The organism is Halostagnicola larsenii XH-48, assembly GCF_000517625.1.
Taxonomy (GTDB): domain Archaea; phylum Halobacteriota; class Halobacteria; order Halobacteriales; family Natrialbaceae; genus Halostagnicola; species Halostagnicola larsenii.
In genome coordinates, this window is the sequence record NZ_CP007055.1 from 1335452 (window position 1) to 1357869 (window position 22418).

The window sequence follows — 22418 nt, forward strand, 5'->3', positions numbered from 1 at the left end:
CGCGTCGGCGTGCGAGCACTCACAATTCCGCGTCGATGAAAATCTGCTTGAGAAACGCTTTCCGATCTCGCTCATCTTCGGGGAGTTCGACGCTGTGCGAGTCGGCGACCTCCTCGAGGAGCAAGCCGAGCTCGGTGAGTTCGCAGATCCGATCGGACCGGCTGTCGCCATACTCGAGTGTTTCCTCAATCCTCTCAGCAAGCTCATCGCGCATCGAGACGCCGAATTTCTCGGTCATACCCGGTGACAGTGCACGGTGCAACATAAACAGGAGTGATCTTGTGTGAGTACCGATCAAAACCCAGAGACTGAGCAAGAGAATCCACTCGCAAACCGAGGGTCGTCCGACCACGGGTTGGGTCGATGTGCTGGTTGCGGATCGCTGATTGCAGATACGAAGGGCGAGCGGATCCCGGTTAGAGGGGCCAACGTCCTTCGGATCTGTGACGCCTGTTGCAGTTTCACCGCCCGATACCTCACCCTCGGACACCTCCAAGGCGAGGAAAAGAGAAGGGCGTTCGAATTGCTGAAAAAGGACCTACAGGCAGGTGATGGAGATGCTGAGTGAGGAAGGAAAGATCCTACCCCGAAGGACGAAAGCGCGCCTACTGGTCGGGAAATTCCTCATAACGATGGGGTACAAGATCTGGCCCGAGGAGTTCTTCGAGAGCGTTCAACGCGAGGAACTCGTACAAATGTCCGAGAGGATCGACGGTGTTGAGTGTTCAGTAAATGCAGATGCGGGACTATCGCCTTGCCCACACTGCGGACGCTCTGACAAAGTGAGGGAAGAGCCAGAGGCCGGTTACTGGATATGTAAGCGGTGCGGAGAGCCAGGATCAGGCCCAGGAGACGACATCAACTGGTGGCGGAACGATCCCGATTCGCAGTGGTATGTAGGGCCGGACGCACAGGACGCACAGCACGCCGACCAACCCAACGGAGGAGATAACTGATGACATTCATCGACGTCGACGACACAACGCTACTGGCCGCTCACGAGAAGCTCGACACGGACTCCCTCGAGGAGACCGTCGAACTGGCACTCGGCCTCACAGCCGACCTCAATAACGCTGCAGAGATGGTTGAATACACCGACGAAGCGGAGAAACAAGAGGTGCCAGCATGACTGTCATAACTCAGAGACAAACGGGACAGAACCCCCCGAAATCACCCCTGTGCACGGTGCACCAGAAAATCGGCGAAAACACCGATATAGTGCACGGTGCACAAGGAAACCGCAAGACAGCATACGATTTCCGACACTCCGAAGAACGGGATAGGCTTCGAGATAAGATTACCAATCTTCGAGTTTTAGGATCTCAGCGGCCGTTTATCGGAACTTTCGGAAGTGCACCTCTTTCCGTGCATGGTGCACAATTACTATCCAGTTCTAAACATAACGATTCTATAGCGGCAGTCGCGAATACCACTATCATAATCTCGATAGGATTTCCCAACAGTACCCAAAAACGTGCCCGTGCACGGTGCACGGATAAATCGCCAGAAACGCCTAATTTGTGCACGGTGCACAGCAAAACCACAGGACGGCGTCCGATTTCCGGGGTACTGCAAAACGGGACAGACTTCGAGATAAAATCCCTGATATCGGACCTTCAGTACTGTAATACCGCTAAATTCGGCATTTCGGAAAGTGCACCGAAAGGCGTGCACCGTGCACAAAACGTCTCGGTCTCTGGAGGTGTCGGGGCGTGAGTATCCAAGAGTCGATATGTTCCAAACGCGGTGGGGAGAACGCAGCCTCCGAAGTCATCCAGGCGATCCCGGAGATCGAGCACGTCGGTGACGACGTCGACGTCCATATAGACGCCCGAGCGCTGGCGGCGATCGAGGCCGACGACCTGCTCCAGATAGCAGACTCGCTATCGATCATCGAGAGCGGCACCGATCTCGAGATCAAGTCGGCGATGGTCGTCTACGGCGAGAGCCAGACCCGCGGGCGCTACTACCTCCGGGAGGGACAGCACGAGTACCTACTTGGGCAGGATGCGGTCTACCTCTTCGCCGTCTGTGAGCCCAATCCCAGCCGGTCAATCATCGCGATGAAGATGGTCCCGGCGGCGGAGGTCGACGAGCTGGTGTCGTCCTGGATCGAAGCCGGCGATCGGCCCGACTACGCCCAAATCGCGTGGAGTCGGATCTTCGATCCCGAGGAGATCGAACGAGGTGGTCGGCGATGAGCGCCCAGACCGATCACTCGAACCCGATCTGCGGAGCGCTCGGCTGTCACGAGACCGCCGACGTCGTCATTCGCCACCCCAAGCACGGGAAGCGGACGGTCTGTGACAACTGCACCGGCGGCCACGTGGTGATCCGCCATGTCTGAAACGGACACCGCATCGGACGCGATGGCGATCTCGCAGCGAGCACTCGGCCGCTGTCTCGAGATCGACGACGGGCTCGCCACTATCGGTCGCGAGTTCGGTTCCATCGATCAACGCCTCGAGGACCTGGAGCGTGATCTCGATGAGTGACGGTCCAGAGGTCACTGCGGAGGAAGCCCTCCAGGTCGCACAGCGAGCGATGCACCGATGCACCGACCTCGAGGACGACGTCGAGGACCTCACCCAGGATAAACTCGAGCTGCAGGATCGACTCACTGCACTGGAGCTTCGATACCAGGAGATCGACGAAGACCAATCGTACGACGATCTCGGTCGCGATGGTCGCGTCGGTCGCGTTCGCGAGCACGCCTTCCAACGAGCCGTCGACGGCCACGGCCGGGCCTCCCTCGATTACAATGACATCATGTGGAGCGTATTCGACGGCGAGCCCAGCGCGGACTACTGCTACAAGCTGATGCGACTCGCTGCGAGCGCCCCAGGATTCGAGTACGTCGATCCCGCCGGGAAAGGCAAGCAACTGACCGTCGACGCAGCGGAGGCTCGAACTGGAGCTTCGTTTTCGTCCGCGAAGAAAACGGATTCGGAGGGGTTGGTCTAAGAATGACTTCCTTCCAACGAGGTATCCCACCTCCGTTTCACTCAGTGTAACTGTAGTTGTAGTGTAGTGTGTAAACAACTGTCGACTACCGTGGGGTCTACCGAATCCGACGCCGTCCGACGCCGTCTGTGGCGTCGGGATCCGTCCAATTCGGTTTTCTTCGCGGACGAAAACGCGCCGTCACGAAAATGCCACAAACTCAATCCGACGACAAATCGAAACCTCTCGCCGATCGCCTTGGAGACTTCCTCCGACGGTACTACAGCGAGGAGATCAAGGAACTCGCACAGCACTATCCAAAAGAGAGCCGATCCCTCGAGGTCGACTACGATGACGTCTACACGTTCGATCCGACGATCGCCGATGACGTCCTCTCGCAACCGGAGCAACTGCAACGCTACCTCGAGGAGGCGCTTCGCGTGTACGACCTCCCGATCGACATCTCACTCGGGCAGGCCCACGTACGCGTCCATAACCTCCCGCCGGAGTACACGTACTATCCAGGCGAGTTCTCGCCCTCGAAACACCTCGGATCCTACCGAGGCATCCGTGGGGAGGTGACGAAAGCGACCGACGTCTATCCGAAAGTCGAAGAGGCGGCGTTCGAGTGCAAACTCTGCGGAACGCTCAACCGAATCCCCCAATCAGACTCGGACTTCCAGGAACCGCACGAGTGCCAGGGCTGTGAACGACAGGGGCCGTTCCGGGTCAACTTCGACCAGTCGGAGTTCGTCGACGCACAAAAACTCCGCATCAAGGTCCCGCCGGAGCTCGCCGACGGCGCCGGCCAGAAAATCGATGCGTTCGTCGAGGACGACATCTGTGGCGAGGCGACGATCGGCGATCGCGTCGTCGTCTCCGGGACGATCCACTTCAACCAGGAGACCTCGGGGAACAAGAAGAAAGCCAAGTTCGATCCCTACCTCGAGGGCGAACACATCTCGATAGAGGAGACTGACCAACAGGATCTCGACGTCTCCGCCGAAGAGCGCTCCCGGATCGAGGACCTCGCCAATGGCGCAGAAGGCCCGCCGCTCGAGGTCGCTGCAGAAAGTCTCTCGACGAAGGTGTTCGGCTACGACACCGAAAAGATGGCGCTGATCCTCGCGATGGTCTCGGGCGATCGAGTCGAGTACGCTGACGGTGACTCGGATCGGTCCAACATCCACGTCCTCCTGATCGGCGACCCGGGAACAGCGAAGTCGAAGCTGATCGCCCGCGCCCAGGACCTCGGCTGGCGTACCGTCGGTGTCACGAGCCGCCGGGCAACTGGCCCGGGCCTCACGGTCGCAGCTGAACAGGACGATTTCGGCGATGGTGACTGGACGCTCAAGGCCGGCGCGTTCGTCAAGGCCAACGGCGGCACGGTTTGCGTCGACGAGCTCGACGACATGAAGCCCGACGTCCGGGCGTCGATGCTCGAGCCGATGAGCAACCAGAAGATCAACGCCTCACTGGCGGGGGAAACGGCTACCTTCCAGACCGAGGCCGCAGTGATCGCCGCCGGCAACCCCCGGGACGGCCGCTTCGATCCCTACGAACCCATCCCGGATCAGTTCGACTTCCGGTCGGACCTCCTCTCACGGTTCGACCTCATCTTCACCGTCCAGGACGTTCCCGACCAGGACGACGATCGGGAGATCGCCGACCACGTTCTGGACTCTCGCGACGCCGCAAAGCGAGATGAGCAAGGCCTCGAGGTCAACGACGAGATCGAGCCGCCAGTCGACCCTGAGATCTTCCGGAAGTGGATCGCCGTCGCGAAACAACAACCAGCGCCACCGTTCGCATCGGATAGCGTTAAGGAGACGCTCCGGAGTAGCTTCCTCGAACTGCGTCGCCTCTACGACGTGAAGGACAACTCCCCGGTTCCGGTTACCTTCCGGAAGCTCGAGGACGTCGTCCGCGTCGCCGAGGCCATCGCGAAGTTCGAGCTCTCGGAGGTCATCACGGAACGTCACGCACGCATCTGCACCGAGATCGTGGGTTCGTCGATGGAGGATATCGGCAAGAACGAGGACGGGGAGTTCGACGCCGACGTCGTAGAGTCGGGATCGTCTAAGAGTCAGAAGGATCGAATGCGGGTGATTCGGGACTTCATCTGTGATGCCCAGGATGAAGCTGAAGACAGTATGGTCGCGATCGATTCCGTGACTTCCTCACTCGAAGACAGCCACGACTACGATCCCCACCGTGTCGAGTCCGACATCACGAAGATGATGAACAAGCACGGCACGGCGATCGAGCCCCAGACTGGCTACGTTCGGTTCATCGGGGGTCGGTAACGATGGCTGCTGAAACGCACCAGGCCAGAGCAGAACGCCGCAAAGAGTCAAAGGCCATCTACGAAGAGGTCATTCGAGTCGTCGACTACCAGAGCGGGCACATCCAGCCACCGCTCGCGAGCAAGCCCTCGGTACTCGGCATTCTCTCTCGCGGGCGCTACGGACTCGATAAGATCAGTCGAGCGATCGTAGCGGCTCGTTCGAACGGTGACCTATTCGTGGTCACCGACCCCACCGGCCGGCAACGGATTGGAATCAACGATCGCGAGATACTCCGCGAGAAGATCGCACAACATCTCTCGAGGACCGACGACCCGCGAAAGGACGTGATCGGGCTGGCGAACGACCGCATCCAGAAGCTACGAGAGGCTGATTCCAATGAGTGAGAACAGCGGCAACGCCTCGAGCGATACTTACCGGTTACTGGGTGGTAGACCGCTGTTGAGGCCTCTAATCCAAACGAGGACTTTGCAGAGAGCAACTAAAATAATCACGGCAATTGCAAAACCGAACATTACATCAAGGATAGACGGTTGGGAAACTCCGATCAGACAATTCGCCTGTTCAGCCCAACTTGCCCCTTGGAGATCTATACACATATCAAATAAAACAACATATCTGGTTAAGTATCTTGGGGGAGTCCCCCTGCTGTTCCAACCGGCCCAAAAGCGAACATATTTTTCACTAAATTTGAGGATTGACTCCGACGGAGGTCCCTGAGATGTTCGGACTCATCGGCTGCAGTAAGTCAAAACACGGGGAAGACGAACCGGACCGTGAGTTCCCGGCTCGAGACCTCTACGACAGCTGGCTCTTCGATGGGCGTGTCCGCGCCGTCGAGGCCCACTGCGACGAGTGGGGAATCTTCTCGGCCGAACACGGATTCGTCGAACCGGACGATCTCCTCACCTGGTACAACACGAAGATCACTGACCTCGAGCCCGACGATCGTCGCGACCTCGCCGCCAACGTCGTCGACGACCTTCCCGAGACAGACCAGCTGCTGATCTTGATGGGGCGCGACTACGCCGACCCGCTCCAGGCTGCGCTGCCAGACGACGTCGAAGTGTGGGATCCGCTCGAGGGCGTGCAACTGTTCGACCAGCGCGGTGCGCTTCGCGACCTCGCCGATCGGGGTGATCCCGACGATGCCTGACCAGTTCCCCCAGGAAGTCGCCGACCTCTCTCCTGGGGCGAGACTCGTGTACCGCGCCCTCGGGGACGGGCCGATGACGATCGACGAAATCCAAACGGAAACAGCGCTGTCGAAACGCAGTATTTACAACTGCACATCGGCACTCGAAGATGTTGACGTGATAGAAGTTCGAACAGACGTATCCGATGCACGGAAACGTTTGTATGTCCGGACCTAACTTTTACCTGAAGTATCTTCAGTGGCCTCATACACTGATAGTGATAGGTCTCTTTGCGTGAGAATAACCGCCCCTGGCGGCCACCACCATGATCGGACTTGCATCGGCCACTGAGCACCCCTCTCTCACCGACACCCGAGCGACAACAGAATTATGAGCGTTATAGATGACTCGATGGACCCGACGGCGCTGGAAAACTGGGATAGGCCACTGGAACGACTGCGATGTGAGGCGATCTGCCTCGGGAGGGCGCTGATGCCAGACAACGAAACCCTCGAGAAGACCGTGGGGACGCTCATCTTCTTTGTCGTCTGGGGGACCATCGTCGTCCTGCCAGTCCTTGGCATCGGCGATCCCCCGCGCTACGAGATCGTCATCTCGACGACGGCGATCGCGTTCACCATCCTCGGCAAGATGTGGGATTACGAGGTGAAACGAGCACTGGATAGCCTCATCGCAACCGACGGCGGTCAGCCCCGAGACACGAGCGAGAACACCGACTCAAACTCAGACGGAGAGAACCAATGAGCACATCCACGTTCGATCAGACGTATCGGCCAGACAACCTCGAGGAGCCCAACGCAGATGGCCCGCCACAGTGCCAGAACTGCGGCACTGTCGTCTCTCGAGACTACGTCCGCGTCTTCAGTGACGACCCGGACAACCAGCGCCTGCAACACTGCTGGAACTGCAAATCCCGAACGCAGCGATACTAACCTCCAGACCGCACACAACGCTCTTAAGCGGGGTGCGTCACGCGCTTCTCATGACCGAACTCACATCTATCGACGGCGTCGGCCCGGCGATAGCGGAGCAACTCGAGGCGGCTGGCTTCGAGACCGCCGACGACGTCCTCTCTTCGACCGTCGACGAGCTGGCCGACGTCCACATGATCGGGGAGTCCTCCGCCGAGTCGATCCTCGAGGGGGACGACGACGGCACCCGTGGCCGGCCTTCGAAGCTCGAGGACCACTGGGACGACATCATGGACGCGGCCAAAGTCGGCATGTCGAAGAAAGGAATCGCTCGGACTGTCGGCATCGACGAGTCCACGCTTCACGACTGGGAAAACAAGGACGCCAAATTTTCCGAGTCGCTCAAACGCGCGCGAGCTGTTGGCGAGCGGCGACTCATCACGTCCGGCCTCTACGACGAGGACGTCGACACCGGGATGGCGCGGTTCCTCCTCGAGCGGTCGTATCTGTACGTCAAGACGGAGAAACAGGAGGTCGACCTCACCGAAGAGCGCGAACTCAGCTTCTCTGATGAGGAACGCCAGAAACTCGCGGGGGCCTTCGAGGGCAACCCAGAGACATGAGCACGCAGCTGGCGGCCGACCTGGACGACGAGATCCTCGAGGCGATCGAGAACTATCCGCTCGAGCACCCGACGACGACGTCGATCAAGTGCTTCGACTACAGCCTCCCGCCGGGCGAACACCTCAAGCGCGTCTACAACGCCCTCTACAAAGCCGTCCGACCGGAGTTTCCCTACGCGCCGACTCGACTTGCTGCCTTGCTCCCTCGAGGGTCGGGAAAGTCCGACGGCGTCGGTGTCGTGTTTCCGACATGGCTGATTCTCAACCTGCCGTCCCTTCGCGTCGCGATCGTCTCGAAGACGGCCGACCTCGCAGCCGAGCGAACCGAGAAGGCAGTCGAACGCATCGAACACTGGGCACCAGCCGCTGGCGTCGAGATCGCCGATAGCGCCCGGACGCAACTGACCACGGCGTCGAACAACCACAAGGAGCCCTCGATCGCGCCGTACGGGCTCGAGTCCCAGCTGACCGGCAAGCACTTCGACGTCATCGTCTACGACGATATCGCGGACTGGGACAACCAGCGCACCGATACCCAGCGCCGCAACGTTCGCAATCACTTCCAGGACTACGAGAAGAACCTCCCGGACAACGACAGCGGCCTCGAGCAGGGACCAGTCCAGGCGGTTATCGGGACCAGAAAACATCCTGCGGATGTCTACGCGACGGAGATCCTCGACTCCGCGCGCTGGGACGTCATGATCCACAAGGCGATCCACGATGCCGACTGGGACGTCGTCGAGAACCGCGACTGGAAGGTCCGCGGCGAGGATGGGAAGGTCTACGACGACGTCGCCGATCTGCCGGCGGGCATCTCCATCGCACCGAACGGCGTCATCCCCGACGAGGAGATCCGAGTCATCTGGCCGGAGCAGCGACCTCCAGAGGCAGTCTTGTACGATCTCGTGGACGGAGATGAGTCGGTCGCCATCTGGAGGCGCGAAAATCAGCAGGATCCTGGCGCGCTCTCGGGCGAGGTGTTCAAGTCGGACTGGCTGATCTATAACGACGAGCTCCCGCGAACGCCGGATCGGTATCGCTGGTTCGGCGGGATGGATATCGGCGTCGTCGACGACCTGCAGAAAGCCGCCGAGAACGACACTGACTACTCGGCGCTGGCGATCGTCGGCGCGCATCCCTCCGGAGACGAGGCTTACCTCCCGCTCCTCGATCGCGCCCGTGGCATGTCCGTGAAGGCAAACGCCGACTGGGCGCATGACCTCCTCGAGGGGTTCGCAAAAGCGTACGGCATCGAATTCGACCAGATTCTCGTCGAGGCAAACAAAAGCCCAGGCGTCGCCCAACGCCTTCGCGATAACTCCACGTTCCCCGTCCAGCCGATCGAGTCCAGCGGAAGCAAAGAGGGCCGGATCCACGACCTCGCTGCGAAGTTCGAATCTGGAGAACTCCAGATCGTCGGCGATCCATCTGGGGAGTGCTCGCCCGATCCGACGTCCGACCTCAAGTGGGAGGACTTCGAGACCGAGGAGTGGCTGCAGTTCCCGAATGCGGCTCACGACGACATGCTCGACGGCGTCGAGATGGCGATGCAAGCCGCCGGCGACGGGGCCTGGAACGTCGGTGTTGGCTGGTAAAGGTTTAAGAACACCCCCCGTCCGGCGTCTGCCATGGTAAGTCACGAAAAGGCAAATAGCGTTACATTGGGGGCAATGTCAATGACTATATCGTGCTGTGTAGCTGCTTATCTTGGATTCCAGTTTGAATGGTTGACTTTTGCCACCTTGGCAGTTACTCACCTCATCTCCCACGCCGCCTGGCTCTGCTACGAGCTCCGGTTCAACAAACCCGATCCTGAGTTAACTGACTGGTGAAGGTTTAAGTAGGGAATCCGTCACGCCGCAGGTATGGCTGACCTGCACGACCAGCTAACGGAGATTCGGGGCGTCGGCGACGCAACGGCCAAAGAAATTCTGGGGACGATCGATACCGACAGTGGCGACACGAGTCAGGCTCGCGATCTCCTCCAGGAGGCGCTCGAGCACTTCGACGCCTCCGGCGGGATGGATCCCACAGCCCAACAGGGGAGGGATCGGGTGGAGAAAGCCCTCGCGATGCTCGAGGTGAGCAGCGATGAGTGAAAGCGAACCCGCCGACGGTGAGAACAGCGGGGAGGGCACACCGATCAAGACAATCGATCCCGAACTGGAGCCAGAACTGGTCGGCTACCACTCAGCGGTCAAGTCTGATTCGTGTCAGAACTTCAAGTCCGACACTGGAATGGTGGGTGACGTCGAGAAGTGTAAGAACGAGCCAACCCATACAATGGTTCTCTATTCGGGGAAATATCACAAGATCGCCGTATGCGACGACTGTGGGGATCCCGGAGAGGTGGCTGACGATCGAAAGTGGTCGGGCCGGGGGACGATGTATGCCGAGTGACGACTACACCAACCCGCATGATCCCGAGGGGTGCCGGGCAGTCATCCCGCTGTCGGACGGCATCCGGATCATCCTCGCCGACGGCACTGTCGCCCACCTCCAGGTCACGACTGACGACGGCGACGAGCTCACCGAGATCACGGGCCACCCCAGCGGCGGTGGCGTCTTCGGTGGGATCGATCACGATACTCGCGTCGAGATCGGGATCATCTCGGACCACGAGGCGGCACAACATCCGATGGTCCAGGAAGCGCTCGAGGACCTCGGATTCTGGGGCGAGGTCGAGGACGACAAGGACGAACTCCTCGGGTACGTCTACTACAGCCCAGCCGAGGAGGACGACCGAAGCCGCATGGTGTGCGTCGACTGCGAGCCCTCGACCGAGCTTCCCGAAGACATGGAACGGGCGAACGTCCGCGATAACGGGTCGTACGGTGACGTCGTCCCATATCAGGAGTGTGCCGAGTGCGGCGAGGTCATGCGACCAGATCCGGACCCTCTCGAGGTGAACGACGATGACTGACATCGCTCTCTCGTTCGTCGAACTCGCGGGGATCATCGGCGCTGCGGTCGCCCTCGCGGCCACCGATGCAGCTGCACTGTCCCGGCTTGCGATCACGGTGCTCGCGAAGAAACTGGGCGTCAAACCGATGGAGATCTACCAGTTCAGCGCAGCGACGTCCGACCAAGAATCCCCAGAGGACGGGGAGGGATGATCGACTGGAGCAAGTGGGCGCGGCGCTTCCCGTTCAGCCTCGACGTCAAGCGCTGCGGGGAGTGTGGCGGCGTGATGATGACCGAGACGGTTCACGACAAGCACACACGCGACGGCACGAACCCGAAAGGCGTCGAGGCGGACGTCTGCCAGGACTGCGGCCACGCCGAACACAAGGACCCGGTACCGGGCACCTAAACCCTTTTAACTGACTTGCGTCACCCCGTCGGTATGTCAACCGACCCTGTCGAGCGACCACTCGTCGACGACGAGGTGCAGTCGGGAGTCAAGGACTACCTGAGCCGCATCCTCGAGCGCGCCACGCCGTCGTCGTGGGTCGCAGGCGGCACAAGCCGACCTAACAAATTCTTTCAGACCCGTCCCCGGACATACAAGGAACTCAAGCGCCGTGAGAAGATCTACCTGAACGGCGGCCCGATCACCGAGTTCATCGACACGCGGGCGCTGATGACCTACGGCACGGGCGTCGACTTCGAGAGCAGCTCGCCGGTCACCGACGACCAGGGTCGCACGGTCGACGAGTGGCTCACCGAACAGTTCGGCGACACGCTCGAGCTGACGATGATCGACGCTGGCATCCAGAGCTACTGGGCGGGCGACGCCTGGCCGGAGATCGTCGAGACGCGCGCCGGCGAGTTCTCTCATCTCGAGCTGATCGACCCGACGACGATGGACGTCGACTGGAACGACTACGGCGAGATCACAACCCTCCGGCAGATCATCAAGGGGCCACGCGGGAAGCCGAAATCCCAGCCCGTTGATATCGACAACGTCGGCCACTTTACGTTCAAGGACTCCTCGGGCGGCCCACTCGGCGACTCGCTGGTCGAGCAGAACCTGGATGAGATCAACCGCTACGTTTCGAACCAGGAGCAGCGAGCCAACGCGATCAAGCTGCACGGATCGCCGAAATACGACGTCTCCGTCGGGAGCGAGGGCCAGTCCATCCCGGACAAGGTGATGAGGCGCATCAATCGCAAGTTCCGCCCGGAGCGCGTCGACGAGGAAACGGCCTGGACGCACGGCGGCGACCTCGAGATCAACGCCCTTGAGTCACCGGGCATGGGCGACGGCATGAAGCAGATCACCGAGACGGACATCTCGCTGCTCGCCGGCTCCTTTGGAATCCCGCTCGAGTGGACCAACTTCGGCAGCGCCGGCCTCGGTGATGGCTCGCCCGCAGAGTCGCGGGAGCGGAAGTTCGAACGCCAGGCGCGGACTGAGCAGACCCGTCGGGCAAACCAGTTCAAGAAGGAGATCCTCCGCCCGATCCTCCGACGCTACTCACCGTTCCCGGAGGACATCGAGATCAACGTCGTCTTCGGAGACGTCGTCAGCGACCCGACCCAGGTCACTGAATGGCTCTCGACGGTCGACTGGGCGTTCCATCGCGACGAGATCCGGGAAATGGTCGGCCACGCCGCCTGGGACGAAAGCGACAGTCGTGAAGCGCCGCCCGAGCTCGCCGACGACGCCGGTGGCGATGGTGGCGGGATGGGGTTGTTCAGCGACGGCGATCGCGACCGGGGGCACGGTACGGGAAATCGTAACTGCGGCCGAGCGCTGTTCCACGACTCGGTCAGCGGCGACGACCTGACCCAGGAGGAACTCGTCTGGCGGGACGTCGTCGAGAAGGTGCTCTGGAGTGACGACTCCTCGAGGACGCTCTTCGAGTTCAACGCCGACGACCTCCCCGACTTCGTCACGGCGCGCCTCGAGGACGCCCATCCCGGAGGCGATCAACGGCTCATCGCTGCAGACACTCGACGGCGCGCAGATCGGCTTCCTCGAGAACGCCCTCCAGGACGCCCTCGAGTCCGAGTCCCGCGGCTGGTCGCTGAACCCCATCACGGACCACATCCAGGACATCCCCGGCGCCGATCTCGATGAGTACGAAGCCCAGCGCATCGGCCGAGACATCACGCAAAACGCAGTGGGGAACGCACGCGAAGACGGCTACCGAGAGCGCGACGACTTCGAAGAACTGCGGTTTAAATGGTCAGGAATGCCGTACGATCCCGAGCGGAGCACGGAGGCCTGTCAGTGGATCTCCGACCAAATCCCCTGAGAACGGCGTCCACATGGATCGGCTAAAAGAACTGATCCAGGAAGCCAACGACCGGTTCATCGATCACGACGCCCGAGAGTGGTCTCCCCACATTCAGTGTACTCATCAGCCGGTCCGGGTCGTCGGCACCTGAACGCTTATATCGGGGTTGCGTCACGCCGCAGGTATGCGACGACTCCCACCCGGCGTTCGATACCTGCAGAACACCGACGACGATGACGTCGAGCACGCCGCTCGGCAGATGGCGGACGGCAACCCGGACATGGACCTGGACATCGCTCGCGAGCTCTGCGAGGACATGCAGGACCGTGGCGTGCTCGAGGATTACCTCGAGGCCGACCCCGACGAGGATGACGACGACCTCGCCGCCCTTGCGGAGTTCCGAAACCCGGGCGATATCCGGCGCATCGAGATGGATGGCGACGGCGTCAAGTACGAGAACGTGATGCTCCTCGCGCCTGGTGCGTGGACCGACGCCGGCTCGAGGTCGACGGCGATCTACAGTGCCGAAGGCATCCGCGCCTCGGCGGAGAACTGGGTCGATCCTGAGACCGGCGACGACGTCGAGGAAGCCGAGATCAACTTCCTGCACGGGCCGGCGCTGCACAACGCGGCATCGCTGGGCGATATCGGGACGATCCCAACCGACTCCATCATCGTCGACGACCAGGACCGGATGTACGGCGACATCAAGCTCCACGGCGAGTCGCCGGCGAGCCAGGCGTCGATCGAGCTAATGGACGAAGTCCTCGAGAGTGCAGACGATCCGGGAACCCAGACGCCGCCGGTCGGGCCGAGCGTCGAGATCGTCGGCGAGGAGTCAGAGACGGATCCCGAAACGGGAGCGAGTCGCCTCACGGAGATGTGGTACTCTGGCGTCGGCCTGGTGTTCGGACCCGCCAGCCGACCGGTCGAGATGGAACAACAGGCGCGGGGCCGCGCGATCGCGATGGCAGAGGACCACGGCTACGATCATACCGGCCTCATTCTCCGCAGTGGTGGCGAGAGCGGGCCTCCGGGAAGCGGGGAAACGCCTTTAAACACCTCCCGTCACGCCGGGGATATGGGTAAAAAACAACGACAGCGGATCAACAAGCTGCTCGCCGAGATGCAGCAGGTCCTCCAGGAAGGCGGCGACCTCGAACTCATCCAGACGCTGATCGAACAGTACCGACAGTCCGAGGGAGACATGGAGGCTCCGGCATCCGAGTTCCTCGCGTGGGTTGGCGAGAACGCCGACGTCGATCCCGAAGAGATCCAGGACAGCCTCGAGAAGTTCGTCGAGGACGCCGGCGCCGATGACCTCGAGGAAGCTGCCGTCCAGGGCCTCGAGGAGTGGGTCATGGAGAACATGGCCGAAGAACCAGAGGGCGATGGTGATGGCGACGAAAACGGTGACGAAAACGGCGACGGCATGGGTCAGGAAGAGCTTCGCGAGGCCGTCGACACGATCGGCAAGTTCACCAGCGAACTCGAGTCGGTCAAGGAGATGCTCTCGGAGTACAAAGGTGACGTCGACGAGACCGTCGAGGAGCTCGAGGACGAAATCGAGGAGAAAGAACGCCGACTCTCGAAGCTCGAAGACCAGCCTGTCCGTCAGGCCCGCGAGCATCAGAACGGCGAGGACTTCTACAGTGAGGATGGCGACAGTGGCGGTTCGGGCGAGCACGAAGACGTCATGCTGACGTAGACATCGGCGTCTATTCCACGGCTGTTTCTCAACGGAGAAAATGTTATAAGAGGGGTGCGTCACGCCGGGAGTATGGTGTTTAGAGACTACGAACTCCCCGTGGCGCTCAGTCCTGGGCGGCAGTACTCCGCCCACGCCTACGTCGCGGAAGTTGCTATCAAACAAGGCCAACTCGTCAAGGCCGGCACTGATGATGACGAGGTGACTCCGTCGGATACCGACGGCGAGCCCGTCACTGGCTTCGCCGCCTACAGCGCGGCGGCTGGCGATACTATTCTCGTCCTCGAGGGCGGCGGGCGTGCTCGAGCAACCAGTGGAACTGGCGACGTGACCTCCGGCGATCTCATCGCGAGTGGCGGCGGGAGTGGTGAGAACGGAGAGGTACAGACCGCGTCGGCTGGCGACTACGTCGTCGGGCGGGCGTTCAGAGACGACAGCGGCGACGGTGGCGACGCCCCGATCCAGATCGAACACATCGGCGTCGCAGAGGAGAGTGCATAACGATGGTGTCACACTACAAAACGCAACGACAGCTGAAGTCGTACTGGCGACAGCCCCGGCAACCCCCGACTCAAGGGGCTGCTACTCGCAGCGCTGGACAACACCGGTTTCTCCGCATCCGACGTCGGTCGGGCGTGGATCACCAACGCGGACGAACGGCAGCGACACCTGCAGAGTGTCGACAACACGCGTCACTTGGCTGCACCCGTCTCGCAGGGCTACTCGCCCGCCGCGCACGACGGCGAACTCGGCAACACGCACGAAGAGAGCGTCGCCCGGACGCTGGCCCGCAAGGAGTTCAACGAGGACGACCAGGAGCGGTTCCTCTCGGGCGACGCGACGATGGACAAGGATCAGTACATCCAGCGCGCACTGCTGAACGACAGCGTCACCGAGCTGGACGTCCTCTTCCGCGAGGAACTCGAGACGACGATCATCCAGGGCGCACAGCCACGGAAGATCTTCCGCGACGCGGCGTTCATCCACAACGCCACCAAGCGCAAGGGAGACATCCCGCGGGTCACTGACGAGAGCCACGCGGACGTCATCGCGCAGGGCGCGGAGATCGAGACCGGACAGGACGGCTTCGACACGGTCAGCTTCGACTGCCAAAAGGTCGCTCGAGGCTTCGAGATCTCCGACGAGATCATCAACGAGTCCGAACCGGACGTCGTCGAGCAGCTCGCTCGCGAGGCCGGCGCGGCAGTCGAGAATACGATCAACCGCTTCGGTCTCGTCAACCTCGTCGACGGCGCTGGACAGTCCTTCGACGCTGATGTCGGCGGGACGACCGACGCGTCTGCAGTCCAGGCGCTCAACGGCGGGGCGACCGAGGTCGACATGCAGGACTTCGGCGAGGCCAACGCGGCGATCGTTCACCCACGGTTCGAGAAGGCGATCTTCGACGACACGAACGTCGTCTACGCCAACCGTGGCGGATCGACCGAGCCGCTGCAGGACCGACAGATGGGGTCCATCATGGGGATGGAGCGCTGGAAGGGGTCGCACGGCACCTACAACGGAGCCGACGACACGAAGACCCTCAGTCCCGATGGCTCCTGGAACTACCAGGATACGGACGACATCGGCGCGGTGGCCTACAATCGAGATCTGTTCGCGCTCGTCCTCTGGGACGACATGGATCTCGTCACGAAGGACTGGGAGGACCCGATCCGCGATCTCCAGGGATCGAACGTGAGGTCTTATGTTGACGCGGTCTGGCGGCAGGAAGACGGCGGCGCGACGGTCACGCACTCGACGGCGTAGGTGATCGCGGCGATCTCGGTTTTCTTCTCGAGCGAGGGAAACAGTTTTACTGGGGAGGTGTCCGGACAGACCATGCGTCAGTCAAGCGAAGATAACCACATAACTTATTGTCAGTCTATCAGTGGAGTTTCGCATGGATCTAACACGTCGGGCGGTGCTTGCCGTGTCCTCGGCGATGGGCCTGACGGCATTAGCGGGGTGCTCTTCGGAAAGCGACGCGGACGACGGGCCGCCAACCGAGTCAACCAGCAACGAAACGGAGGACGCAGCAGTGACTAAACGCATCGTCCTTGGGGATGTTGAGAATGACGAAATCACCAATATCGACGCTGACTGGTATATCGAGGATGGTAAGTTGGTCCTCGAGGTTCCACAATCTGGCGAGCACGAGATGCGAGACGTGGACCTGACGGGGCTTTCATCGGTGGGTGCAGAGGAAGAGAATCTCAAAGACCCTGTGACGGGGGACAACGCGACAACGACCTACCGAGAGCAGGAGGGCATCCAACCCGAGACGTATACGAGTCGAGCCCCACCGACGCCGAATAGCGACAGTGGCCTTGTCTCGAGAGATTATCAGTCCGCAGATGGTCCACAACTCATCACATCGTCTAACGTCAACCACTTGGTTGAGCCGGGGACGACCGAGTATACCTTCACCAACACAAGTTACGAGAGCGTTTTGCACGAAAGTATTTACTACCCATTTGTGGGTAATGCAGATGCCGGTCCTGCATATCTTGCATTTGGCGGGATTATATCAAATGATACAGACGGCGAGAGTGTCTTCGTCGAATTGGACCGTGATCCTGGATCGCAGGGGCTCGGAACGCTCGAAATCGAGATAACAGCCAATTCTGGAACCGATTTCATGACCCCGTTTATCCCACTCACATTAGAGGATTATGACGATGGGGAGTGGAACGAGAACGATTTGGGGTGGGTCCGCGCTCAGGTTAGAGTTAGTGGAGGGACCGGCCACCTGCACCGACTGTCCGGGATCCAAGTGTGGGGGTATTGAGAATGGTGAAAATAGGATTGCTCGCCGACACTCATATCGCGGATAGTCGGCGGACGGAGAACGGAGTAAGCAAATCAAATGATGCGGTCAGCAGACTAAATTCCGAGAACGTGGACTGGAACGTTCATCTCGGAGATATTCGGCCACTCGGTCCAACAACCTCTGACATCAACTGGGGCAACTGGGCAACAGATAACAAATATTACAAAAGTGACTTTGAGGTGGCTCAAAATCAAGTCCTTAGCAACCTCAACGGTGACTTGAGAATCATCGCACGCGGTAACCACGATCGACCGCTTGACATCTACCGTGAGTATTTCCCGCGGGACGAGTATCCACGCTATGGGAGTTTTGAGGAAGATGGAGTTAGGCATGTTTGGCTTGATACCCACCCCTATCAGGGCCATCATGAACTCCATCAAGTGGGGGCGATGGTGTCGCCGGACCAAATATCATTCCTGCACCGGTTGATGGACGACGACCCCGATATCCCGACATTCGTCTACGCACACGCCCCACTTGCTGCGTTTGACTATGGCGACCTCTCCGCAGAGGATTGGTACACCGACTACCGAGAGTACTTCTATTGTTCGAATGCGCCACACGTTCAGAATGTCCTCGAGCGCGGAAACGTCGTGATGGTCAATAACGGCCATCTGTTTAATGATGAGGGGCGCGGATCAACGACCGTCAATGGAGTCGAATACGTCCTATCACGCCATCTCGTCCATAACAGCGATACGAACTATACTGGGGACGTGCGATGGCTCGACATTGACACAACAAACAATGAGGCAACATGTTATTACTACGATGTCGGGGCTGACTCGTCGGGGACGATCACGACCGCCACGTGGTAGATTCGGAGCTATAATTGCGGCCGAAACTATTATCTTTTCTAACTTTGACATGAGGGTATGTCAGACTGGGACAAACTCATTAAAAACCTCGTCGGCGGCTTTGCAGCGGTTGTAATCACAATGGTGGTTATCTTCACGATCGCGAAGATGGGGGAATCACTCACTTCGCAGGCACCCTCGTGGCAAAGTGCGGCTTTGATTGGAGGTGTCGCTGGCTCTGCGATTACATACTTCTTCAAATCGACTACAGACGAGCTCCATTGATTTAGCTCACTTCTAAGCTGTAGCTACCGAATCGGATCGATTCAATCACCCTTCTGTTGGTCAACGACTTGTAATTCTTCCCGGATCGACTCTTGAACTGCCTTGGGAACAGTTTCCTCAACTGATTCGCGTACTGCATCTTCCAACATCTCATCCTGGTTGTCCGGGTCTATTTTGCGGGACACGATAACTAATACGAACAGCATCACCATTCCGGCGACGAAGAATGAGATCTGGGCCGGTAGATCATAGTCAAGAGATGAGGTTACAAACGCACCAGCAAACCCACCGGCAAGATATTTGACCGACTCTGCGACTGCTTCAATCCAGTTTATGTCCATGGAAACGTCTTCGGAAGTTAGAATATAATATTTGTCATAGTGTACCGACTTGCGGATTGGTGCCTTTCATAACTCATCATCACTCGAGACAACCGACGAAGACGTCGCCGCGAAGATTTATCAGGGGGTTACGTCACTCGCCGTGTATGACCATCTTCAGTAGGCGGGATGAGAGCGCCCGTGCCGTCGACGGCGAGTACCATGCCTTCCGGGAGCGTGCCCGCAAAACAGCGTTCTCCGAAGAGGAGTTCGACCCGATCGACCAGGAGCGCTACGATCTCGACGACGCCGGGATCGACGGTCGGGACAACCCCGACACGTACGAGGCCTCGGGCCAGTTGGGTGACTGGGAAGGAGACAGCCTGCGAAAGGACCCTGATCGGTGATCGTCATGCCAGGTCACACTCTCTTCCCCTCCATAACTCCCGACACCGACGACACTGACGACGTCGACCCGGTCGCGAAGCTGGCGGACGCGAACTACCAGACGGCAATCTCGAAGATCACGGCGGGCGACGTCGACGACCTCCTGGACGACCTCGAGGAAGTCGACGATCGCTCGAGCGTCCAGAACGCGATCGAGGACCGACGCGAGGCACTCGCGGGGCGTGACGATGAGTAGTAGCGACGATCTCCCCAGCGTCGCCGAGGTGGAAGCGCAGTACGGCGCGACCGAGATCCCGAAAGAGCCCGACGATGGCGAAGACAAGAGTCAGGCCGAGCTCCTCATCGAGGCAGCCGACCGGATGGACCGAGATATCTTCGGCCAGCAGGTGCTCTATACCTCTCGAACGCACGGGAATCGGAAGGATCGTATCATCCTCCTCGCCGCCCACAAGTGGGCGCTTCGCGAGGGCGAAGCGCAGTCGGAGTCCCAAGCCGGCGGGAGCGTGAGCTACAACACGGTCACGGGCGAGACCCAGGACTCGCTCACGCAGACCAAATGGGGGCGCGAGTATCTCGGCTACCTCGAGGACCAACCCAACATCGGCATCTTTTCGACTCGGTAGCGGTCCACGGTTTCTCCGGGGCTACGTTTATCACAGAGTTGCGTCACTCGCCAGCCATGCTGAACGTGAGTACCAGCTCGACGTCGACGGATGCCGCGGGGAACGTCCGCCGTGGCACGCGCAAAGCGCTGCGGGACGCCGCCGATCGCGGCTTCGAAGTCTCGCAGGAACACGTCTCGCATGGCGCGGACTCGTTCCTCGCGAACTCTGGCTACCCGCCGGAGGAACTCGCCGATGGCACCTGGGAGTGGGGCTACTCGGCAGGGTACGCCGCCGCTGTCGAGGATGGATCGGAACCACACTGGATCCCAGTCCACGCGATGGACGGCCTCGAGCGCTGGTCGCGACGCATCCTCGGGGACGAAGGCGCGGCGTGGGCTGTCCGCCACAAGATCGCGAAAGAAGGGACCGAGGCCAACCCGTTCGTGGAACCGGGAAAGGAAGCACAGGAAGCGTATCTACAAGCGCGCGGTATCAGCGCGTCCGTGGAGCGTGAGTTCTAATGCCGCGTGACCGATCCAAATCACGGACCGCGGAGACTCCTGACGAAGACCCCAGAGAGGAAGACTACGACGGCCTCAGCGAGGAGCAAGCCTTCCAGGTCGGTGTCCTCACGCAGCTCGGCCGCATCGCCACCGCCCTCGAGACGATCGCCGATTCGAGTACCGACGCCGGCGAACAGACGTCGGGAACCGTCTCGGATGGAGCCGGGAGAGTGATCTACCAGTGTTCGAGCTGTGACGAGACGGTCGCCGGCGAGGAGGCGGCGGAGGCCCACGCCACCAACGACCACAACGCACCTGACGACGGGTCGACCTGGACGGCACTCATGGACCGGGTGGACGCATGAGCTCCAGCCTGGATCCAGTCCAGACGATCGTCGATATCCTCGAGGGGGCTGCCGCGGAGGACTGGGCGAACGCCGGCGGGGAACCCGATTACATCGAGCGCTACGAGGAGACGGATTTCTCTTCAAAGAAGGCTCGAGACATGCGAGACGCGATCTACGTCCAGCGGCCCGGATCGGACGACTACCAGAAACTCGGCGCTGGATACAATACACTCGTCGAGGAACCAATGGTCCGGGCGGAGGTCTGGACGCCGGAGGGATCGGACCCGTGCCTGGAGTACGCCCACGACGTCCGTGAGATCATCCGTGGCTACACGGTCGACCTCGAGGACCAAACGCAGTGGACGGATATCGCGCCCGTCGGCGAGGAAGACCTCCGGGGGAGTGCCCGCGCCCGTGGCGTCGATCACTCCGTGATGGCAATCCAGATCGATCTGACCGGCGCACGGTAGCTCTTCACTCGGGGAAACGGTTTTAACGTGGTTGCGTCACGCCGCAGGTATGGCTGCAGAACCGTATTTCGGCGATAGCATGACACTGTCCGTGACGGACCCTCAGGACGGCGACGTGCCGGTCGCTGGGCTCCAGAGCGTGTCGGTCATGCTCTCTGCCGAGCACATCGAACTGTTCACTGCCGATAGCATCAAGCGCGAGAGCGTCAAGAAACGCGAACTGTCGGTCCCGGTCGAGGTGGAGTACGCTAAATTCGACGAGACGTTCGCCCAGTGGTGGATGGGCGTCACCTCCGCCGGCTCCTCGATCGAGGACACCTCAGACGTCGCGCTCTTCTCGATCGAGGGGACGATCACCTCCGCGAACGGCGACACCACCCTCGAGGGGTCGATCGACGACGTCTACTTCGAGGAGATGCCGCTGTGGGAGGCGTCAGAAGGCGAATTCGTCTCCCAGAGTCTCTCGGGTACCGGGGCTGATGTCAGCAACTTCGCACCTGCGGGGACAACGTAATGGCTCGAGAACTTCCGGACGAACTGACGGGTCTCACCGAGGAAGAGAAAGCCGAGCGCAAACAGCGACTCGTCGACGAGTCCAGAGAGACGCGTCGCGAGCTCGAAGCCGAGCAGGAGGAACTCCTGGACTCGCTCGACGAAGAGCATGGCGGAGATCTCATCGAAACGAGGGTCACGCTCCCCGGCGGGAACCTCGCCCACCTTGAGGCAGTCATGAATGGCGAACTCATCAACCGCATAAGTCACGTCGATTCGATGCTCGCCGAACTCGACGACCCGGAGCCTGGTGACATGCAAAACATCGAGCGCTCGATGGACGAGGCTGCAAGCGTCCTCGCGGACGTGACCGTCGAGGCGAAGTACTCCAAAGAGGTGTTCTACGAGATCTACGTTCGGTACGGGCCGGACGCGATTGGAGAACACGTTGGGGCCGCCTTCGACGCGATCGAAGAGGAGGTGAAGCGCCAGGCAGGCGCAGCCGACGGGTTTCGCAAAAAGTAAGC

The 22418-nt window shown here is 60.4% G+C and carries 37 protein-coding genes; 35 read left to right on the forward strand and 2 right to left on the reverse strand.

Annotated features, from left to right (window positions below; genetic code table 11):
- Window positions 1–19 precede the first annotated feature (19 nt).
- A complete protein-coding gene (locus tag HALLA_RS06755) occupies window positions 20–238 on the reverse strand; it encodes a hypothetical protein (protein ID WP_049952680.1) in 219 nt (72 codons plus the stop codon).
- A 45-nt stretch (window positions 239–283) separates the two neighbouring features.
- Between HALLA_RS06755 and HALLA_RS20535 the strand changes: the two genes are divergently transcribed.
- The 27 genes from HALLA_RS20535 to HALLA_RS06865 all read left to right on the forward strand — a co-directional run bounded on the left by HALLA_RS20535 (window position 284) and on the right by HALLA_RS06865 (window position 18746).
- On the forward strand, window positions 284–568 hold the full coding sequence (locus HALLA_RS20535; protein WP_157231342.1) for a hypothetical protein: 285 nt from the start codon (window positions 284–286) through the stop codon (window positions 566–568).
- Window positions 558–956: a primase-helicase zinc-binding domain-containing protein gene (locus HALLA_RS06760; RefSeq protein ID WP_169732122.1), complete on the forward strand. Its 399-nt coding sequence runs from the start codon at window positions 558–560 to the stop codon at window positions 954–956. The genes HALLA_RS20535 and HALLA_RS06760 overlap by 11 nt, the downstream gene beginning before the upstream one ends.
- Entirely contained in the window at window positions 956–1129 is a 174-nt protein-coding gene (locus HALLA_RS20540) for a hypothetical protein (RefSeq protein WP_157231343.1), read from the forward strand. The genes HALLA_RS06760 and HALLA_RS20540 overlap by 1 nt, the downstream gene beginning before the upstream one ends.
- A 583-nt stretch (window positions 1130–1712) precedes the next feature.
- The gene (locus tag HALLA_RS06765; protein WP_197540033.1) at window positions 1713–2201 is read left to right on the forward strand and encodes a hypothetical protein; all 489 of its coding nucleotides are present in this window, start codon (window positions 1713–1715) and stop codon (window positions 2199–2201) included.
- Window positions 2198–2347 (forward strand): hypothetical protein, encoded by a 150-nt coding sequence (locus HALLA_RS21010; protein WP_169732119.1) that lies wholly within the window; start codon window positions 2198–2200, stop codon window positions 2345–2347. The genes HALLA_RS06765 and HALLA_RS21010 overlap by 4 nt, the downstream gene beginning before the upstream one ends.
- Window positions 2340–2495 carry a hypothetical protein gene (locus HALLA_RS20545; RefSeq protein ID WP_157231336.1) on the forward strand — a complete coding sequence of 52 codons (156 nt, stop codon included), beginning with the start codon at window positions 2340–2342 and terminating at the stop codon, window positions 2493–2495. The genes HALLA_RS21010 and HALLA_RS20545 overlap by 8 nt, the downstream gene beginning before the upstream one ends.
- Window positions 2488–2964: a hypothetical protein gene (locus tag HALLA_RS06770; RefSeq protein ID WP_049952627.1), complete on the forward strand. Its 477-nt coding sequence runs from the start codon at window positions 2488–2490 to the stop codon at window positions 2962–2964. The genes HALLA_RS20545 and HALLA_RS06770 overlap by 8 nt, the downstream gene beginning before the upstream one ends.
- 188 nt (window positions 2965–3152) lie before the next feature.
- Window positions 3153–5249 (forward strand): minichromosome maintenance protein MCM, encoded by a 2097-nt coding sequence (locus tag HALLA_RS06775; RefSeq protein ID WP_049954022.1) that lies wholly within the window; start codon window positions 3153–3155, stop codon window positions 5247–5249.
- 2 nt (window positions 5250–5251) lie between these two features.
- Window positions 5252–5635 (forward strand): hypothetical protein, encoded by a 384-nt coding sequence (locus HALLA_RS06780; protein WP_049952628.1) that lies wholly within the window; start codon window positions 5252–5254, stop codon window positions 5633–5635.
- A gap of 335 nt (window positions 5636–5970) precedes the next feature.
- The gene (locus HALLA_RS06785) at window positions 5971–6405 is read left to right on the forward strand and encodes a DUF6884 domain-containing protein (RefSeq protein WP_049952629.1); all 435 of its coding nucleotides are present in this window, start codon (window positions 5971–5973) and stop codon (window positions 6403–6405) included.
- Window positions 6398–6622, forward strand: a complete 225-nt coding sequence (locus HALLA_RS06790) for a PaaX domain-containing protein (protein WP_049952630.1) — start codon at window positions 6398–6400, stop codon at window positions 6620–6622. The genes HALLA_RS06785 and HALLA_RS06790 overlap by 8 nt, the downstream gene beginning before the upstream one ends.
- 255 nt (window positions 6623–6877) lie before the next feature.
- Window positions 6878–7150: a hypothetical protein gene (locus HALLA_RS06795; protein ID WP_242406197.1), complete on the forward strand. Its 273-nt coding sequence runs from the start codon at window positions 6878–6880 to the stop codon at window positions 7148–7150.
- Entirely contained in the window at window positions 7147–7338 is a 192-nt protein-coding gene (locus HALLA_RS20550; RefSeq protein ID WP_157231337.1) for a DUF7563 family protein, read from the forward strand. The genes HALLA_RS06795 and HALLA_RS20550 overlap by 4 nt, the downstream gene beginning before the upstream one ends.
- 50 nt (window positions 7339–7388) lie before the next feature.
- Window positions 7389–7940, forward strand: coding sequence for a terminase small subunit (locus HALLA_RS06800; RefSeq protein WP_049952631.1), 552 nt, complete (start codon window positions 7389–7391; stop codon window positions 7938–7940).
- The gene (locus HALLA_RS06805) at window positions 7937–9535 is read left to right on the forward strand and encodes a hypothetical protein (protein ID WP_049952632.1); all 1599 of its coding nucleotides are present in this window, start codon (window positions 7937–7939) and stop codon (window positions 9533–9535) included. Before HALLA_RS06800 ends, HALLA_RS06805 begins: the two co-directional genes overlap by 4 nt.
- 270 nt (window positions 9536–9805) lie before the next feature.
- Window positions 9806–10039: a hypothetical protein gene (locus HALLA_RS06810; protein ID WP_049952633.1), complete on the forward strand. Its 234-nt coding sequence runs from the start codon at window positions 9806–9808 to the stop codon at window positions 10037–10039.
- Window positions 10032–10340 (forward strand): hypothetical protein, encoded by a 309-nt coding sequence (locus HALLA_RS06815; protein ID WP_049952634.1) that lies wholly within the window; start codon window positions 10032–10034, stop codon window positions 10338–10340. Before HALLA_RS06810 ends, HALLA_RS06815 begins: the two co-directional genes overlap by 8 nt.
- Complete coding sequence (locus HALLA_RS06820) at window positions 10330–10863, forward strand: hypothetical protein (protein WP_049952635.1); 534 nt, start codon at window positions 10330–10332, stop codon at window positions 10861–10863. The genes HALLA_RS06815 and HALLA_RS06820 overlap by 11 nt, the downstream gene beginning before the upstream one ends.
- On the forward strand, window positions 10856–11056 hold the full coding sequence (locus tag HALLA_RS06825) for a hypothetical protein (RefSeq protein ID WP_049952636.1): 201 nt from the start codon (window positions 10856–10858) through the stop codon (window positions 11054–11056). Before HALLA_RS06820 ends, HALLA_RS06825 begins: the two co-directional genes overlap by 8 nt.
- Window positions 11053–11253, forward strand: a complete 201-nt coding sequence (locus tag HALLA_RS06830) for a hypothetical protein (protein ID WP_049952637.1) — start codon at window positions 11053–11055, stop codon at window positions 11251–11253. Before HALLA_RS06825 ends, HALLA_RS06830 begins: the two co-directional genes overlap by 4 nt.
- 33 nt (window positions 11254–11286) lie before the next feature.
- On the forward strand, window positions 11287–12966 hold the full coding sequence (locus tag HALLA_RS06835) for a hypothetical protein (RefSeq protein ID WP_049952682.1): 1680 nt from the start codon (window positions 11287–11289) through the stop codon (window positions 12964–12966).
- A 344-nt stretch (window positions 12967–13310) separates the two neighbouring features.
- Window positions 13311–14834 carry a hypothetical protein gene (locus HALLA_RS06840; RefSeq protein WP_049952639.1) on the forward strand — a complete coding sequence of 508 codons (1524 nt, stop codon included), beginning with the start codon at window positions 13311–13313 and terminating at the stop codon, window positions 14832–14834.
- A 72-nt stretch (window positions 14835–14906) separates the two neighbouring features.
- On the forward strand, window positions 14907–15335 hold the full coding sequence (locus tag HALLA_RS06845) for a hypothetical protein (RefSeq protein WP_049952640.1): 429 nt from the start codon (window positions 14907–14909) through the stop codon (window positions 15333–15335).
- 195 nt (window positions 15336–15530) lie between these two features.
- A complete protein-coding gene (locus HALLA_RS06850) occupies window positions 15531–16601 on the forward strand; it encodes a phage major capsid protein (RefSeq protein WP_049952683.1) in 1071 nt (356 codons plus the stop codon).
- A 133-nt stretch (window positions 16602–16734) separates the two neighbouring features.
- Window positions 16735–17622 carry a hypothetical protein gene (locus HALLA_RS06855; protein WP_049952684.1) on the forward strand — a complete coding sequence of 296 codons (888 nt, stop codon included), beginning with the start codon at window positions 16735–16737 and terminating at the stop codon, window positions 17620–17622.
- A gap of 2 nt (window positions 17623–17624) precedes the next feature.
- Entirely contained in the window at window positions 17625–18482 is an 858-nt protein-coding gene (locus HALLA_RS06860; protein ID WP_049952643.1) for a metallophosphoesterase family protein, read from the forward strand.
- Window positions 18483–18539: 57 nt separating this feature from the next.
- The gene (locus HALLA_RS06865) at window positions 18540–18746 is read left to right on the forward strand and encodes a hypothetical protein (RefSeq protein ID WP_049952644.1); all 207 of its coding nucleotides are present in this window, start codon (window positions 18540–18542) and stop codon (window positions 18744–18746) included.
- A 41-nt stretch (window positions 18747–18787) separates the two neighbouring features.
- Here the strand turns inward: HALLA_RS06865 and HALLA_RS06870 are convergent, their stop codons facing one another.
- On the reverse strand, window positions 18788–19087 hold the full coding sequence (locus HALLA_RS06870; protein ID WP_049952646.1) for a hypothetical protein: 300 nt from the start codon (window positions 19085–19087) through the stop codon (window positions 18788–18790).
- 146 nt (window positions 19088–19233) lie between these two features.
- Here HALLA_RS06870 and HALLA_RS06875 point away from each other — a divergent pair, with 146 nt between their 5' ends.
- Genes HALLA_RS06875 through HALLA_RS06910 form a run of 8 tightly spaced genes read left to right on the forward strand, consistent with a single transcriptional unit; the run spans window position 19234 to window position 22416 of the window.
- Complete coding sequence (locus HALLA_RS06875; RefSeq protein WP_049952647.1) at window positions 19234–19473, forward strand: hypothetical protein; 240 nt, start codon at window positions 19234–19236, stop codon at window positions 19471–19473.
- 5 nt (window positions 19474–19478) lie between these two features.
- Entirely contained in the window at window positions 19479–19709 is a 231-nt protein-coding gene (locus HALLA_RS06880; RefSeq protein ID WP_049952648.1) for a hypothetical protein, read from the forward strand.
- Complete coding sequence (locus HALLA_RS06885) at window positions 19702–20097, forward strand: hypothetical protein (RefSeq protein ID WP_049952649.1); 396 nt, start codon at window positions 19702–19704, stop codon at window positions 20095–20097. Before HALLA_RS06880 ends, HALLA_RS06885 begins: the two co-directional genes overlap by 8 nt.
- Window positions 20098–20153: 56 nt before the next feature.
- On the forward strand, window positions 20154–20600 hold the full coding sequence (locus HALLA_RS06890) for a hypothetical protein (RefSeq protein WP_049952650.1): 447 nt from the start codon (window positions 20154–20156) through the stop codon (window positions 20598–20600).
- Entirely contained in the window at window positions 20600–20947 is a 348-nt protein-coding gene (locus HALLA_RS06895) for a hypothetical protein (RefSeq protein ID WP_049952651.1), read from the forward strand. The genes HALLA_RS06890 and HALLA_RS06895 overlap by 1 nt, the downstream gene beginning before the upstream one ends.
- Window positions 20944–21399: a hypothetical protein gene (locus HALLA_RS06900; RefSeq protein ID WP_049952652.1), complete on the forward strand. Its 456-nt coding sequence runs from the start codon at window positions 20944–20946 to the stop codon at window positions 21397–21399. The genes HALLA_RS06895 and HALLA_RS06900 overlap by 4 nt, the downstream gene beginning before the upstream one ends.
- 49 nt (window positions 21400–21448) lie before the next feature.
- Complete coding sequence (locus HALLA_RS06905) at window positions 21449–21913, forward strand: hypothetical protein (RefSeq protein ID WP_049952653.1); 465 nt, start codon at window positions 21449–21451, stop codon at window positions 21911–21913.
- Window positions 21913–22416 carry a hypothetical protein gene (locus HALLA_RS06910; protein ID WP_049952654.1) on the forward strand — a complete coding sequence of 168 codons (504 nt, stop codon included), beginning with the start codon at window positions 21913–21915 and terminating at the stop codon, window positions 22414–22416. Before HALLA_RS06905 ends, HALLA_RS06910 begins: the two co-directional genes overlap by 1 nt.
- The last annotated feature ends 2 nt before the right edge of the window (window positions 22417–22418 follow it).